This window comes from Comamonas resistens, assembly GCF_030064165.1.
Classification (GTDB): domain Bacteria; phylum Pseudomonadota; class Gammaproteobacteria; order Burkholderiales; family Burkholderiaceae_C; genus Comamonas; species Comamonas resistens.
The window spans coordinates 3,995,951-4,009,824 of sequence record NZ_CP125947.1 but is presented as its reverse complement, the minus strand read 5'-3'; the positions used below and the strand labels follow the sequence as shown (position 1 = coordinate 4,009,824).

Sequence of the window (13,874 nt, the reverse complement as noted above, 5' to 3'; positions counted from 1 at the left end):
CAAGGCGCGATACCGCAGCAATAGCCGTGCTATTGCGAGGATTCGCAACGCCGCAGATCGCCCGCAAAGACACTGTCCCGAAGGGTTGGAGCGAAATCGGGCGATTTCTGTGCGCTGTCTCTTGCTTGCACCCCGGTGCAAGCGGCGAGCCACCGCTTCGAACTCATCCCGATTGCGCTCCAACGCGACTGCGTAGAGATCGTAAGCACGTTCTAAGGCTAGCCCTTGAACAGCCGCTCGCTCGCAAAATCCACAAAAGCCCGGACCTTGGGCGAGAGCTGGCGGCTGGAAGGCCAGAGTGCCGAGAACTGCCCGCTATGCGTGAGCTGCTGAGCCAGGACCTGCTGGAGCTCGCCACGTGCCAGTGCGTCGCGGGCCAGGAAGTCGGGCATATAGGCCAGGCCCAGGCCTGAGACGGCCGCGCCCAGCATGGCTTCCATATTGTTGCAGACCAGGGCGATGGGCATGGCCGGCAGCCCGGGCAGCGTCCATTCCTCGAGCTTGCCGCTGTTCAGAAAGCGATAGCGCAGGCTGCTGTGTCCGGCAAGGTCGGCCGGTGTGAGCGGCAGGCCGCGCTCGGTCAGATAGGCCGGCGAGGCCGCGAGAATGAAGCGAAACGGCCCTAGTCGGCGTGCCACCAGCCGCGAGTCGGCCAGCTCGCCGCTGCGGATGACCACATCGAGGCCGGCCTCTACGACATCGACCAGATGGTCGTTGAAGTCAAGATCCAGCTCCACTTCGGGATAGCGAGCCTGGAATTCGGGCAGCACGGGCAGCAGAAAACGGTAGCCGATGGTGGGCAGGCTCACGCGCAGCCGGCCGCGCGGCGCTTGGGCGGCGGCCTGCATGGCAGCGCGTGCATCGTGCAGTTCGTCGAGGATGCGCCGGCAGCGCTCGTGGAACAGCGCGCCTTCCTGCGTCAGGCGAACCTGGCGTGTGGTGCGATGGAACAGGCGCAGGCCTAGCTGCTGCTCCAGGCGCGCCACGTTCTTGCCAACAGCCGAGGCCGAGATGCCGAGTGCGCGACCGGCCTCGGCAAAGCTCAGCAGATCGGCGGCACGTACAAAGGACTCGAGTCCGCTGAAGCTGTCCATGGTGATTGGCAACCTTTGGTTGGGATTGTGGGGAGTGCTTCAGCTATTTTCGTTTCATTGGAGCGCTTTTATCGTTCATGTCTGATTGATTCACGACACCAGCCCTCCATGTCTTGCTCCACTTCCCCATCCCGCCCGCACACGGATCTTCCTGTTTGCGCCAGCCGCGCATCGCCTGCCTGGGTGCTGCTGTCGGTATGCCTGGCCGCGCTGGCCATGCCACTGAGCTTTACCGGGCCGGCCGTGGCGCTGCCGGCGCTGCGCGAGGCGCTGGGCGGCAGCCCTCTGGCGCTGAATTGGGTCACCAATGCCTTCATGCTGAGTTTCGGTGCCACGCTGATGGCGGCAGGAGCACTGGCCGACATCTACGGGCGGCGGCGTGTATTTCTGGCGGGGCTGGCCGTAGTGGTTGGCAGCGTGCTGCTGCAGGTCTGCCTGCAGGGCAAAGGGGCCATCATCGGCTTCGATCTGCTGCGGGCACTGCAGGGGCTGGGCGCGGCTGCTGCACTGGCGGCAGGCACAGCAGGCCTGGCCCAGGCCTACGATGGTGCCAGGCGTACCCGGGCCTTCAGTTTCGTAGGTGCCTCCTTTGGTGTTGGGCTGGCCTTCGGGCCCTTGCTGTCGGGCTGGTTGCTGCAAAGCTGGGGCTGGCGCAGCGTGGTGCTCAGCGCAGCCGCCGCGGCATTCGTCGCTCTGCTGCTTGGCCTGCGCCATATGCCTGAATCCCGCAATCCGCAGGCGCAGCGGCTGGACCTGCCGGGTGCGCTGTCATTCACGCTGGCGCTGGCTCTGTTGACCTGGGGCATGCTGCAAGTCCCGGAAACGGGCTGGTTGCATGGCAGCACATGGCTGACCCTGGCGGCAGCCCTGCTGGCGGCGGCGGCCTTTGTACAGATCGAGCGACGCAGCCCCCATCCCATGCTGGATCTGTCGCTGTTCCGTTATCCGCGCTTTGTCGGCGTGCAGCTGCTGGCCGCAGCACCGGCCTACGCCTTCGTGGTGCTGCTGGTGCTGCTGCCGCTGCGCTTCATCGGCGTGGAAGGCCTGGCGCCGCTCGCGGCCGGCCAGCGCATGTTCGTGCTGTCGCTGCCCATGCTGTTCGTGCCGCTGCTGGCGGGCTGGCTCTCGCGCTGGCTGTCGGCTGCCTTGCTCTGTGGGGCGGGGTTGCTGGTCTGTGCCACGGGCTTGCTGTGGCTGGGCCGCTGCGCGCCCGGCTCGGACCTGGCGCAGATGTCCGCACCGCTGCTGCTGATCGGTCTGGGCATAGGACTGCCCTGGGGGCTGATGGACGGGCTGGCCGTGACAGTGGTGCCGCGCGAGCGTGCCGGCATGGCCACGGGCATCTTCAGCACCGTACGTGTGGCAGGCGAAGGCATTGCCCTGGCCGTGGTCGGGGCGGTGCTGGCAGCGCTGCTGGCGCGGGAGCTGACGGCCATCTGGCCGTCCATGCAGCATGGCTCGGCCGTGGCCCAGATGCTGGTCACCGGCAATATGCAGGGCGCATTGGCTCTGATGCAAGGCGCATCAGCCGCAGAGCTGCTCAGGGCCTACGGCCTGGCCTTTTCCAGCTTGCTCGATGTGCTGGCCGGCGTGACGGTGCTGACGGCCGTTGGCGTTTTCGCATTCCTGCGCTCGGGTACGGACATGCCGCATGTCCGACAATCGGGACTGACTCGCAAAGCCGCTACACATGCAGATTGAAGAAAAGCCCCCGTTTGACACCCCCTACGAATGGATAGGTGGCGAAGACAAAGTCCAGCAACTGGTTGCCCGTTTCTATGACCTCATGGATCTGGAGCCCGGCTACAAGGAGCTACGTGCCGCCCATGGCAGCACGCTGGCCGATGCGCGCCAGAAGCTGTTCTGGTTTCTCTGCGGCTGGCTGGGCGGCCCCGACTATTACCAGGATCGTTTCGGTCATCCGCGTCTGCGCATGCGCCATATGCCGTTTTCCATCGGAATCCAGGAGCGCGACCAGTGGGTGGCTTGCATGGATCAGGCCATGGGCGAGACCGAAGTACCCGAGGCCTTGCGCACGCGCCTCAAGGCCAGCTTCATGAACACGGCGGACTGGATGCGCAATCGCGGCGCCTGAGCTCCTGAGCCCAGTTTCAAAGCGTCAAATTTCCTTCATGACGCTGTAAAAAGCCCTGTAGACACTGCCTGTTTTTCAACAAGCAGGGTCAACCATGCAGGATTTCGATTTGCCCGGCGCAAAGCTGCGCTTGGGCGGTTTCTTTTGGGCATTGCAGCAACGCCGCCATGTGCTGACGGCCGTGGGTTGTGCAGCATTGCTGGCCGCCTGCGGCGGCAGCGATGACAGCAGCACAACGCCTGTCGCTTCCCTGCCCGCCACGGCCACGCTGGCCGTTCTGGAGACCACGGACCTGCACTTCAATGTGCGCAGCTATGACTATTTCAAGCTGGCCGAAGACAAGACCTATGGTTTCGAGCGCACGGCCACGCTGATCCGTGCGGCCCGCAAGGAATTCGCCAACACGCTGTTGGTGGACAACGGCGACACCATCCAGGGCACGGCCCTGGCCGACTACGAGGCCGAGGTAAAGCCCATACCCTGCACACAGCAGCTGTCCATGTATAAGGCCATGGGCGCGTTGAGCTTCGACGCGGGCACGCTGGGCAATCATGAATTCAACTACGGCCTGCCCTTTCTCAACCAGGTGCTGGGCGGAGGCCTGGATGTGGATGGCGTCGATGCCAGCCAGAAATGCGCGGGCAACGGCTATCCGGCCGTACTGGCCAATGTCTACAGCAGCAAGACCAAGAAGCCGCTGGTTCAGCCCTATGCAGTGCTGGAGCGCACCATGGTGGCCAAGGGCAGCGATGGCAAGGAAGTCAGGCTGCCCATCAAGATCGGCGTGATCGGCTTCACCACGCCGGGCATCATGAACTGGGACAAGCGCTATCTTGAAGGCAAGGTCTATACCGAGGGCGCGGTGGAGGCTGCCGGCAAATACGTGCCAGAGTTGCGCGCCAAGGGTGCCGATGTGGTGGTGGCGCTGCTGCATGGCGGTCTGGACGGCTCGGCCTATTCGGCCACCATGGAGAACCCCGGCCTGTATCTGTCCAAGGTGGCGGGTATCGATGCCATGGTCATGGGTCACCAGCACAGCGTGTTCCCCGATCTGTCGGCCAAGCCCGCCTACAGCCAGAGCGGCGTGGACAACCAGGCAGGCACCATCAACGGCGTGCCTGCGGTCATGGCCAGCTCCTGGGGCAAGGCCTTGGGCGTGATCCAACTGCCGCTGCAATGGGACGGCAAGAAGTGGAGCGTGGCCAAGACCGGCAGCAAGAGTGAGCTGCGCAATATCCAGAACAAGGATGCCGCAGGGGCCAATGTGTTCGTCGATGCGGACCCCGCAGTGGCACCGTTGATCGAAAGCCAGCACCAGGCCGCCATCCAGTATGTGAAGACGCCGATCGGCAGCACGGACTTTCGCATGAGCACGCTGTTTGCCGATGTGGGCGATCCCGGTGCGATCCAGATCGTGAACCAGGCGCAGCAGGCTTATGTGGCCAACTACATCAAGTCCAGTCTGCCCCAGTACGCCAATCTGCCCGTGCTATCGGTCAGTGCGCCGTTCAAGTCGGGCTTCCAGGGCGGCAATGACTTCACCGATGTGGCAACTGGCCCGCTGGCCATCTACAACGCGGCCGACCTTTATCTGTACCCTAACACCGTGTATGCGGTGAAGGTGAACGGTGCCGATGTCAAGGACTGGCTGGAAGCTGCAGCCAAGCGCTTCAACCAGATCGACGTGAGCAAGACGGCCGAGCAGCCCTTGATCAGCAGCTTCCCGGGCTACAACTTCGATATGTTCACCACCGCCGATGTGCAGTACGAGATCGACGTGACCCAGCCGCTGGGCAGCCGCATCAAGAACCTCAGTTATCTGGGCAAGCCCATGGATACGGCGCAAGAGTTCATCATCGCGACCAACAACTACCGTGCCACCAGCGGTGCCAGCTTCATCCCCAAGCTCAACGGTTCGTCCACCATCTGGGCATCCCCCGATGCGAACCGTGATGTGGTGATCGAGTATGTACGCAAGAATCCGCAGATCACGCGTGCAGCCAATGGTGCGGCCAAGAGCTGGCGTTTTGCCAAGGTGACGACGGCCGGCCCGGTGGTGTTCAGCTCCGGCACCAATGCCTTGAGCGTGGCCCAGGCGGCAGGCCTGACGGGCGTGTCGGTGCTTTCGGCCGATGACGGCTTGGGCAAGGGCATGAGCAAGTATCAGCTCGATCTGTCCAAATAAGGTCAGAACCTCAATGATCGCCGCCGTGGCCGCAAAGGCTGCGGCGGCTTTTTTGTGACTGGCTATGATGCGAGAAATTTTTCAGGGAGAGGGTATGACGGCATATATCGCGCTGGCAGTGGTGGTGGTGATCGTGATCTGGGCAATTGCCCTCTACAACCGCCTGCGCACGCACAAGAACCAGGTGGAGAACGCATTTGCGCAGATCGATGTGCAGCTCAAGCGCCGTCATGACCTGATCCCCAATCTGGTCGAGGTCGCCCGCGGCTATATGCAGCACGAGGCCCAGACGCTGGAGGCCGTGATTCGCGCACGCGGCGAGGCCGTGAGCGCGGCCGACAAGGCCCGGCAGTCGCCGGGCAAGGCGCAGGCCATGGGAGCTCTCATGGCGGCGGAGCAGGTGCTGGGCGGCCAGATGGGCCGTCTCATGGCACTGGCCGAGGCCTATCCCACGCTCAAGGCCGATGCCCGCATGCAGCAGCTCGGCGAAGAAATCACCAGCACCGAGAACCGCATCGGTTTTGCGCGTCAGTCCTATAACGACGAGGTGCTGGAATTCAACAACCAGGCCGGACAGTTCCCGGATCTGATCGTGGCGCGGCTGGTGGGTTTTGTGCATCTGGACATGCTGGCCTCGACCCAGAGCGAGCAGGAGCGCGCCGTCCCTCAGGTCCGGTTCTGAGCGCATGCGTTTCTGGGAGCGACAGCGCGAAGCTAGGCGCAGCACGCGTTGGTTGCTGCTGGTGTTCGGCCTGTGCGTGCTGGCCGTGGTGGCATCGGTGCATCTGGGTCTGATGCTGGCCTGGTGGCTGGGCACTCTGGCATTCGGCGGCTGGGACTATCCCACGGGCTTTGCGACGGTGAATATCGGCGTGACCTTGCTGCTGGTGCTGGGCGGCTGCTGGATAGAGCTGGACCAGCTGCGCCACGGCGGGCGCAAACTGGCACAGCGCGTGGGAGCGCGCGAGGCCAGACCCGGCAGCTCGCTGGCCGAGCAGCAACTGTGCAATATCGTCCATGAAATGTGCATTGCGGCGCACTGGCCTGCGCCCCAGGTCGCGGTGCTGGCGCGAACCGAGGCCATCAATGCCTTTGCGGCGGGCTGGGATGCGGAAGATGCTGTCATTGCCGTGACCCAGGGCGCACTGGAGCAGCTCAGCCGTGAGGAAATGCAGGGCCTGGTCGCGCATGAGCTATCGCATCTGCGCGAGGGTGACACGCGGCTGAACATGCAGCTGGCCGGCATGGTCTATGGGCTGGAGCTGATCCACAACTTCGGTCAGAGCCTGCGCGAGCGCGACAGTTTATTTACGCAATGGTTCGGCCTCTTTATCCAGGCCGCAGGCTTTGTCGGCTGGCTGGGCGGTCAGCTGCTCAAGGCCGCCGTATCGCGTCAGCGCGAATATCTGGCCGATGCGCGCGCCGTGCAGTGGACACGCAGCAAGGACGGTCTGGGCGGCGTGCTGCGCAAGGTGCTTACGCAGCGTGAGCTGGCCGAGCAGCAGTACGGCAGCTGGCAGCAGGACACGCGCAGCCACCAGGGGCTGGACAAGCGCATCGTGCAGCACATGCTGCTGGCCGAAACTCCCCATGCCAGCCGCCTCGAAGACTGGCTGGAATCCCATCCCACGGTGCCCGAGAGGATTCGCCGCATTTACGGTCGCGATATGAAGCCGCTACCCTTGCCATTCAATACCGTGCCCCAGGCGCGGTGACCGCAGGCCTGGATCACCGGCTATTCCTAGCACGCGGGAAGGGCCTGACCTTTGTTCAGCGCATCCACCGTGCCCAGCAGTTGCGTCCAGTAGGATGGCAGGCTGGCCCAAGGGTTGCCGACACCGGAGCGGGGGTCATATTCCAGCGATGTCACATACGCCAGGCCGGTGTGGGTGCGAGGCAGATCGGCAGTTTTCAGCGCGCTTTGCATGATGGCGCAGGTGGGTGCGTTATGCACCAGCATGGCCTGTGCGGTTGTGGGCTTGTCATAGACCCAGGTGTTCTGGGGCTGGGGATTGATCTGGCGGTAATCCGTCTCAAGGCCTTCGAAGGTGACCAGGGCGTCGGTGATACCCGCATAGGCCGGGTCGGGATAGGCCCCAGGGTTGCCCATGACCTGCAGGCCTGAGTCCTTGCTTTTGATGTACTGATAGACCTCGCGGTAGAACGCCAGCTGGCCGCTTTTTGCTGCCATTTCGTCGAGGAAGAAGCCGCTGACGCCAGGGTAGAGCCTGAGGTAATTGTCGACATTGGCTTTCACTGCGCTCATTGAACGGTTGCCATAGTCGGTCATGACATAGCCCACCACGCGGCCGCCTTGCGCCTTGAAGGCATTGATGGCAGCGGTGAACTGGCTGTTTTCTTTGGTGAAGTTGCCGTTTTCCGGATTCAGGATGGCCGTGATCTTCACATCCGGATAAGCCTTTGCCCCCTTGGTGATGTCGTCCCAGCCAGGGATGGGATTGAAGTACGCAGGCACGAGCACTTGCATAGGCGTATGTTTGACGGCGCTGCTTTCATCCTGCGAGGGGGGGGATGTGGTGGGATCCGTGCCATTGCTGCCGCCGCCGTTACCACCGTCACCGCCGCCGCAGCCTGCCAGTGCCGCACTCAGGGTCAGGAGGCTGGCGACAAGGCGCAATGGGGTAGGCGAAAAGATGGGCATGACGATTTCTTCCGGAGGCGGGTAAAGGCAAACCCGTAATTGTGGCAGGCACCGCTGTTAGCAGGATGCAACTCTCTTGTGCAAGTGTTTTTTCGCCATGTCCCAGCAGCCCGAGCCGCAAGGCTGGAAAGGATGCTCAGAACAGCCTGCGCTTGCCCGGCTGCAGCAACACCACGAGCGCACCGGCACCGCCTTCTGCGGGGCGCGCCTGGACAAAGGCCAGGACTTCCTTTTTCTGTACCAGCCAGCGCTGCACCTTGCCCTTGAGTACGGGCGTGCGGCCCGGCGATCCAAGGCCCTTGCCGTGGACGATGCGCACACAGCGCACACCGGTGCGGTGCGACAGGCGGATGAACTGACCCAGCGCCTCGCGGGCTTCGTCCGAGCGCAGCCCGTGCAGATCGAGCTGGCGCTGAATGCTCCAGTGGCCGCCGCGCAGCTTGTGCGTGACATCGAGACCGATGCCGGGGCGGCGAAAGCTCAGCTGGTCGTCCACATCCAGCAGGGTGCTGACATCGAACTCGTCGCTCATGGCCTCGCGCAGCACATTCTGCTCGTCCATGACCAGTTGCAAGGGCAGGGGGGAGGGCGGCGGGTCCTGAAAACTGACCTCGTTGCGAGCCCGCAGCGGCGAGACCTTGCCTATGCTCAGCGCAAACAGATTGCGTTCACGCTCGCGCGCTGCCCGGGCCTCGGCCTGGGCGGCGGCCAGCGCCTCAGCCTGCTCGCGGGCCAGCTTGAGCTGACGCGACACGCCCGCCAGGTCCTGCAGTGAGCGGTGGGCGTGGTTCATAGCAGACCCTCCTCCGCCATCGAGCAGGCGGCGCCAGGGGCCACGATGATGTGGTCCAGCACGCGCACATCTATCAATGCCAGCGCAGCCTTGAGTGTCGTGGTCAGGGAGCGGTCGGCGCTGCTGGGCTGTACGCTGCCGCTGGGATGATTGTGGGCCAGGATGATGGCACCAGCATGGTGGTGAAGGGCGCGCAGCACCACTTCCCGGGGGTAGACGGAGGTTTGCGTCAAGGTACCGCGAAACATTTCTTCCAGAGCCAGCAGGCGGTTCTGGCTATCCAAAAACAGCACCGCAAACACCTCGTGGCTCTTGGCTGCCAGATGCAGCTGCAGATAGTGTTTGACGGCCTCGGGGGAGGAAAAGACTTCCCGCTCACGCAGCTGCTGGGCCGTGGCGCGGCGTGCCAGCTCCAGCACCGCCATCAGCTCGGCACGTTTGGCGGGACCCAGGCCTTTGACGGCTGCCAGATCCTGATGGCTGGCCGCCAGCAGGCCTGCAAGGCCGCCGGTGCCGGGCAGCTCCAGCAGCTCCTGTGCCATCTGCAAAACGCTTTTTCCGGCCATGCCGGTGCGCAGGATGATGGCCAGCAGTTCGGCATCCGAGAGCGCGGCCGCACCCCGCTGTGCGAGCTTTTCACGCGGCTGGGCATCCAGTGGCAGGTCTTTGATCGGCATCAGGTTTGAGTCAAGTGGCCCTGTATTGCAGCTGCAAACTGCAGCACAGGGCGCGGGGGCATGGGGGATTTTCTACAATGCAGGCCAGTTTATCGGGACTTTCATGACCACAAGCGCTACCCCCACCGCCGTCGCCACGGACCTGCCCGTCGTGCAGGCCGGCTCTTTTCTCACGCTGCATTACCGCCTGGCGGGGCCTGCGGGCGATGTGATCAATACCTTCAATGAAAAGCCGGCGACGCTGTCGCTGGGTGCCGGCGAGCTGTCGCCGGCCATGGAAGACAAGCTGATCGGCCTGGCCGAGGGAACTCACACCACGTTCGAGCTGGCTGCGGGCGAGGCTTTTGGCGAGCGCAACCCGGACATGATGCAGTGGGTGGCGCGCAAGCTCATGAACGAGCTGGGCGATCCGCACGAGCAGTACACCGCTGGCGACGTGGTGCAGTTCCCCACGCCCGATGGCCTGGGCCAATATGCCGGTGCCGTGGTGCAGGTGCGCGAGGACGGTGCCGTGCTGTTCGACTTCAACCATCCGCTGGCCGGCCAGCCGGTGACGTTTGAAGTCAAGCTGATCGGAGTGCTCTGAGGTGGTTGGCGCCAAGGAAGTTCTGCTGGCCGAGCCGCGCGGCTTTTGCGCCGGGGTGGATCGCGCCATCGAGATCGTGGAGCGGGCGCTGGCCAAGTTCGGCGCGCCCATCTATGTGCGCCACGAGATCGTGCACAACACCTTTGTGGTCAACGACCTCAAGGCCAAGGGCGCCATCTTCATCGAGGAGCTCGACGAGGTGCCACCCGGCGCCACGCTGATCTTCTCGGCCCATGGCGTCTCCAAGGCCGTGCAGCAGGAGGCCGAGCGCCGCGGCTTTGCCATCTTCGATGCGACCTGCCCGCTGGTCACCAAGGTGCATGTGGAAGTCGCCAAGTTGGCCAAGGAAGGCTATGAGTTCCTCATGATCGGCCACAAGGGCCATCCCGAGGTCGAAGGCACCATGGGTCAGCTCTCCGAAGGGATTCACCTGGTCGAGGACGAGGGAGATGTGGCCAAGGTGGCGCCGCGCCAGACCGAAAAGCTGGCCGTGGTGACGCAGACCACGCTGTCGGTCGATGACGCCGCAGGCATCAAGGCCGCCATCAAGGCCCGCTTTCCGCAGGTGCGCGAGCCCAAGCAGCAGGACATCTGCTATGCCACGCAGAATCGCCAGGATGCCGTGAAGATTCTCGCGCCCCAGGTGGATCTGGTCATCGTCGTCGGCAGCCCGACTAGCTCCAACAGCAATCGCCTGCGCGAGCTGGCCGATCGCCTGGGCACGCCTGCCTATATGGTGGACAACGCGCTCGAGCTCAAGCAGGAGTGGTTTGCCGATGCGGCCCGCGTGGGGCTGACGGCCGGTGCCTCGGCGCCCGAAGTGCTGGTCGACGAGGTCATCGCACGCATCCGTCAACTGGGCGCAGTCGCCGTGCGCAAGATGGACGGCATCGAGGAAACCATCAAGTTCCCGCTGCCCAAGGGTCTGAAGATCGATGCGGCCACGGGCCTGGAGATCGCAGTGCGCAAGGCGCCCGAGACCGGACATTGAGTTCTGACAAGCCGATTGCTTGAAACTTCATAGCGCCTTGCGCATGGTATTCGGTAATTTCAGATAGTTTTATGCTGAAATTCTATGAATAGCCTGCGCAAGGCGCTTTGCTTTTGATAGCTGACTGCTGCCATCCCCCGTGTATCGGCCGGGTGCGGCCAGTCGCTCTAAAATCCCCCTCTATGCTCGACATTCAACTTCTCCGCAAAGACCTGGATTCAGTCGTCGCCCGACTGCAAACCCGCAAGAACCCCCAAGCCTTCCTGAACGTGGAAGCCTTCAAGGCGCTGGAATCCGAACGCAAGTCCATCCAGACGCGCACGGAGGAGCTGCAGTCCAAGCGCAACCAGCTGTCCAAGCAGATCGGCATGTTGATGGGCAAGGGCGAAAAGGACGCCGCCGAAGCCGCCAAGGCCGAAGTGGCCGCCATGAAGACCGAGCTGGAACAATCGGCCACGCGCCTGGACCAGATCCAGACCGAGCTGCAGGCCATGCTGGTGGCCGTGCCCAATCTGCCTCATGAGTCCGTGCCCGTGGGCGGCGACGAAGAAGGCAATGTGGAAGTGCGCCGCTTCGGCACGCCGAGGAATTTCGACTTCGAGATCAAGGATCACGTCGATCTGGGCGCGCCCATCGGCCTGGACTTCGAAGCCGGCGTCAAGCTCTCCGGTGCACGCTTCACCGTGATGCAGGGCCAGATCGCGCGCCTGCACCGTGCGCTGGCCCAGTTCATGCTGGACCTGCAGACCGAGCAGCATGGCTACACAGAATGCTATGTGCCTTACATCGTCAACAGCGATTCGCTCAAGGGCACGGGCCAGCTGCCCAAGTTCGAAGGCGATCTGTTTGCGGCCCAGAAGGGCGGCCAGGATGCCGAACCCCTGCCCGACACCGCGGCTCTGTACCTGATTCCCACGGCCGAGGTGCCGCTGACGAATCTGGTGCGCGACGAAGTGCTGGCCGAAGACCGCCTGCCCATCAAGCTGACCGCACACAGCCCCTGCTTCCGTTCCGAAGCTGGCTCCGGCGGTCGCGACACGCGCGGTCTGATCCGTCAGCACCAGTTCGACAAGGTCGAGATGGTGCAGATCGTGCATCCCGAAAAGAGCTATGAAGCGCTGGAAGAGATGACCGGTCACGCCGAAGCCGTGCTGCAGAAGCTGGGTCTGCCCTACCGCGTGATGAGCCTGTGCACGGGCGACATGGGCTTTGGCTCCGCCAAGACCTATGACCTCGAAGTCTGGGTGCCGGCACAGGGCACCTACCGCGAAATCAGCTCGGTCTCCAACTGCGAAGCCTTCCAGGCGCGTCGCATGCAGGCCCGCTTCAAGAATGCCCAGGGCAAGAACGAACTGGTGCACACGCTCAACGGTTCCGGCCTGGCCGTGGGTCGTACGCTGGTCGCCGTGCTGGAGAACTATCAGAACGCCGACGGCTCGATCACCGTGCCCGAAGCGCTGGTTTCGTACATGGGTGGCAAAACTTTGCTGAAGGCCTGATTTTTTAGGCTACAATAGATGCTTCGACACAGGAGAGGTGGCAGAGTGGTCGAATGTACCTGACTCGAAATCAGGCGTACGTGCAAACGTACCGTGGGTTCGAATCCCACCCTCTCCGCCAATGCGGCTGTAGCTCAGCTGGATAGAGTACTTGGCTACGAACCAAGGGGTCGTGGGTTCGATTCCTGCCAGCCGCACCAAACGTTAAGCCTCAGAGTAGAAATACTCTGAGGCTTTTTCGTTTCTGGCGTCTGCCCGAGATAGGCGTTTGACAGAAAGGCCCGGACACAGCAGTGTCCGGTCGGGCCTTGACCAGGTCTTGCTCTATGCCGGCATCCCTGCACTGGCCAGCACGGCCAGGGCGCAGGAAGCGATGCGGCTGGCCACGGAGTCTGAGCGGCTGGTCAGCACGATGGGCACGCGCATGCCCAGAACCAGGCCTGCGCATTCGGCGTTGGCCATATAGACCAGTTGCTTGTAGATCATGTTGCCAGCCTCGAGGCTGGGGACCAGCAGCACATCGGGACTGCCCGCGACATCGGAGACTATGCCCTTGTTGGTGGCCGATGACAGAGAGATGGCGTTGTCATAAGCAAGCGGGCCATCCAGAATGCCGCCGGTGATCTGGCCGCGGTCTGCCATCTTGCACAGGGCTGCTGCATCGACCGTGCCGGGAATGGCGGGGTTGACGGTCTCTACCGCCGAGAGAATCGCGACGCGAGGCCGGGCAATCCCGATCGAATGGGCGAGATTGATCGCATTCTGGGCGATGTCGCGTTTGTCGAGCAGAGCCGGAAAGATATTGACGACGCAATCGGTCATCAGCAAGGGACGGTCATAGGCCGGAACGTCCATGACAAAGACATGGCTTGCGCGGCGGTCGGTACGCAGCCCCGCTTCGCGAGCGACGGCGGCCGCAAGCAGGTCGTCGCTGTGCAGGCTGCCTTTCATCAAAGCCATGGCCTGGCCGTCTCTGCACAGAGCGGCCGCCTGGGATGCGGCCTGGCGCGCATCGTCGGCAGTGTGGTGGATCTGGGTGCCCAAGAGGTCGAGCCCGGCAGACTGGGCAGCGGCTTCGATGCGTTCACGCGGCCCGACCAGCAAAGGTTTGATCAACCCGGCCTCTGCGGCCTGTACCGCAGCCTGCAAGGCGCTGGCATCGCAGGGATAGGCGACTGCAACACCGATGGGGCCTTTGGCGCGGGCTTGCGCCAACAGGCGTTCAAGATGAGGTCGATGTGGGGTGAGGGCTTCGGGGACGGTGACGTCGGGAAGGGTGGCGAGTGCCATGG

At 63.4% G+C, this 13,874-nt stretch carries 13 protein-coding genes and 2 tRNA genes; 10 read left to right on the top strand and 5 right to left on the bottom strand.

The annotated features are described in order from the left end of the window. Nucleotides 1-218: 218 nt before the first annotated feature. Entirely contained in the window at nucleotides 219-1,094 is an 876-nt protein-coding gene (locus QMY55_RS18600; RefSeq protein ID WP_283485627.1) for a LysR family transcriptional regulator, read from the bottom strand. A 216-nt stretch (nucleotides 1,095-1,310) separates the two neighbouring features. On the opposite strand from QMY55_RS18600, the gene QMY55_RS18595 reads away from it, so the two are divergent. The 5 genes from QMY55_RS18595 (at nucleotide 1,311) to QMY55_RS18575 (ending at nucleotide 7,089) form a co-directional block, all read left to right on the top strand. Beyond that, nucleotides 1,311-2,795, top strand: a complete 1,485-nt coding sequence (locus QMY55_RS18595) for an MFS transporter (protein WP_407650710.1) — start codon at nucleotides 1,311-1,313, stop codon at nucleotides 2,793-2,795. Next, nucleotides 2,785-3,189, top strand: a complete 405-nt coding sequence (locus QMY55_RS18590) for a group II truncated hemoglobin (RefSeq protein ID WP_283485625.1) — start codon at nucleotides 2,785-2,787, stop codon at nucleotides 3,187-3,189. Before QMY55_RS18595 ends, QMY55_RS18590 begins: the two co-directional genes overlap by 11 nt. Nucleotides 3,190-3,283: 94 nt before the next feature. Then, complete coding sequence (locus QMY55_RS18585) at nucleotides 3,284-5,374, top strand: bifunctional 2',3'-cyclic-nucleotide 2'-phosphodiesterase/3'-nucleotidase (RefSeq protein WP_283485624.1); 2,091 nt, start codon at nucleotides 3,284-3,286, stop codon at nucleotides 5,372-5,374. 94 nt (nucleotides 5,375-5,468) lie between these two features. Beyond that, on the top strand, nucleotides 5,469-6,056 hold the full coding sequence (locus QMY55_RS18580; RefSeq protein ID WP_283485623.1) for a LemA family protein: 588 nt from the start codon (nucleotides 5,469-5,471) through the stop codon (nucleotides 6,054-6,056). Nucleotides 6,057-6,060: 4 nt separating this feature from the next. Further along, on the top strand, nucleotides 6,061-7,089 hold the full coding sequence (locus QMY55_RS18575; protein ID WP_283485622.1) for a M48 family metalloprotease: 1,029 nt from the start codon (nucleotides 6,061-6,063) through the stop codon (nucleotides 7,087-7,089). Nucleotides 7,090-7,115: 26 nt separating this feature from the next. Here QMY55_RS18575 and QMY55_RS18570 read toward each other — a convergent pair whose 3' ends face one another. The 3 genes from QMY55_RS18570 to radC all read right to left on the bottom strand — a co-directional run bounded on the left by QMY55_RS18570 (nucleotide 7,116) and on the right by radC (nucleotide 9,506). Continuing rightward, a complete protein-coding gene (locus tag QMY55_RS18570) occupies nucleotides 7,116-8,036 on the bottom strand; it encodes a spherulation-specific family 4 protein (protein WP_283485621.1) in 921 nt (306 codons plus the stop codon). Nucleotides 8,037-8,172: 136 nt separating this feature from the next. After that, nucleotides 8,173-8,829, bottom strand: a complete 657-nt coding sequence (locus tag QMY55_RS18565) for a Smr/MutS family protein (protein ID WP_283485620.1) — start codon at nucleotides 8,827-8,829, stop codon at nucleotides 8,173-8,175. Beyond that, nucleotides 8,826-9,506: a RadC family protein gene (gene radC, locus QMY55_RS18560; RefSeq protein ID WP_283485619.1), complete on the bottom strand. Its 681-nt coding sequence runs from the start codon at nucleotides 9,504-9,506 to the stop codon at nucleotides 8,826-8,828. Before radC ends, QMY55_RS18565 begins: the two co-directional genes overlap by 4 nt. A 103-nt stretch (nucleotides 9,507-9,609) precedes the next feature. Between radC and QMY55_RS18555 the strand changes: the two genes are divergently transcribed. The 5 genes from QMY55_RS18555 (at nucleotide 9,610) to QMY55_RS18535 (ending at nucleotide 12,782) form a co-directional block, all read left to right on the top strand. Next, on the top strand, nucleotides 9,610-10,092 hold the full coding sequence (locus tag QMY55_RS18555) for an FKBP-type peptidyl-prolyl cis-trans isomerase (protein WP_283485618.1): 483 nt from the start codon (nucleotides 9,610-9,612) through the stop codon (nucleotides 10,090-10,092). 1 nt (nucleotide 10,093) lies between these two features. Further along, entirely contained in the window at nucleotides 10,094-11,083 is a 990-nt protein-coding gene (ispH, locus tag QMY55_RS18550; RefSeq protein WP_283485617.1) for a 4-hydroxy-3-methylbut-2-enyl diphosphate reductase, read from the top strand. Nucleotides 11,084-11,265: 182 nt separating this feature from the next. Next, nucleotides 11,266-12,582, top strand: a complete 1,317-nt coding sequence (gene serS, locus QMY55_RS18545; protein WP_283485616.1) for a serine--tRNA ligase — start codon at nucleotides 11,266-11,268, stop codon at nucleotides 12,580-12,582. A 31-nt stretch (nucleotides 12,583-12,613) separates the two neighbouring features. Further along, nucleotides 12,614-12,703 (top strand) — tRNA-Ser (locus QMY55_RS18540). A gap of 2 nt (nucleotides 12,704-12,705) precedes the next feature. Next, nucleotides 12,706-12,782: transfer RNA gene (locus QMY55_RS18535), tRNA-Arg, on the top strand. A gap of 124 nt (nucleotides 12,783-12,906) precedes the next feature. Here the strand turns inward: QMY55_RS18535 and QMY55_RS18530 are convergent. Continuing rightward, nucleotides 12,907-13,872: a bifunctional enoyl-CoA hydratase/phosphate acetyltransferase gene (locus QMY55_RS18530; protein ID WP_283485615.1), complete on the bottom strand. Its 966-nt coding sequence runs from the start codon at nucleotides 13,870-13,872 to the stop codon at nucleotides 12,907-12,909. Between the last annotated feature and the right edge of the window lie 2 nt (nucleotides 13,873-13,874).

Excerpts from the sequence above, each read along its gene's own strand:
- QMY55_RS18600 (WP_283485627.1), bottom strand. The coding sequence starts at position 1,094 with ATGGACAGCTTCAGCGGACTCGAGTCCTTTGTACGTGCCGCCGATCTG.
- QMY55_RS18595 (WP_407650710.1), top strand. The coding sequence starts at position 1,311 with ATGCCACTGAGCTTTACCGGGCCGGCCGTGGCGCTGCCGGCGCTGCGC.
- QMY55_RS18590 (WP_283485625.1), top strand. The coding sequence starts at position 2,785 with ATGCAGATTGAAGAAAAGCCCCCGTTTGACACCCCCTACGAATGGATA.
- QMY55_RS18585 (WP_283485624.1), top strand. The coding sequence starts at position 3,284 with ATGCAGGATTTCGATTTGCCCGGCGCAAAGCTGCGCTTGGGCGGTTTC.
- QMY55_RS18580 (WP_283485623.1), top strand. The coding sequence starts at position 5,469 with ATGACGGCATATATCGCGCTGGCAGTGGTGGTGGTGATCGTGATCTGG.
- QMY55_RS18575 (WP_283485622.1), top strand. The coding sequence starts at position 6,061 with ATGCGTTTCTGGGAGCGACAGCGCGAAGCTAGGCGCAGCACGCGTTGG.
- QMY55_RS18570 (WP_283485621.1), bottom strand. The coding sequence starts at position 8,036 with ATGCCCATCTTTTCGCCTACCCCATTGCGCCTTGTCGCCAGCCTCCTG.
- QMY55_RS18565 (WP_283485620.1), bottom strand. The coding sequence starts at position 8,829 with ATGAACCACGCCCACCGCTCACTGCAGGACCTGGCGGGCGTGTCGCGT.
- radC (WP_283485619.1), bottom strand. The coding sequence starts at position 9,506 with ATGCCGATCAAAGACCTGCCACTGGATGCCCAGCCGCGTGAAAAGCTC.
- QMY55_RS18555 (WP_283485618.1), top strand. The coding sequence starts at position 9,610 with ATGACCACAAGCGCTACCCCCACCGCCGTCGCCACGGACCTGCCCGTC.
- serS (WP_283485616.1), top strand. The coding sequence starts at position 11,266 with ATGCTCGACATTCAACTTCTCCGCAAAGACCTGGATTCAGTCGTCGCC.
- QMY55_RS18530 (WP_283485615.1), bottom strand. The coding sequence starts at position 13,872 with ATGGCACTCGCCACCCTTCCCGACGTCACCGTCCCCGAAGCCCTCACC.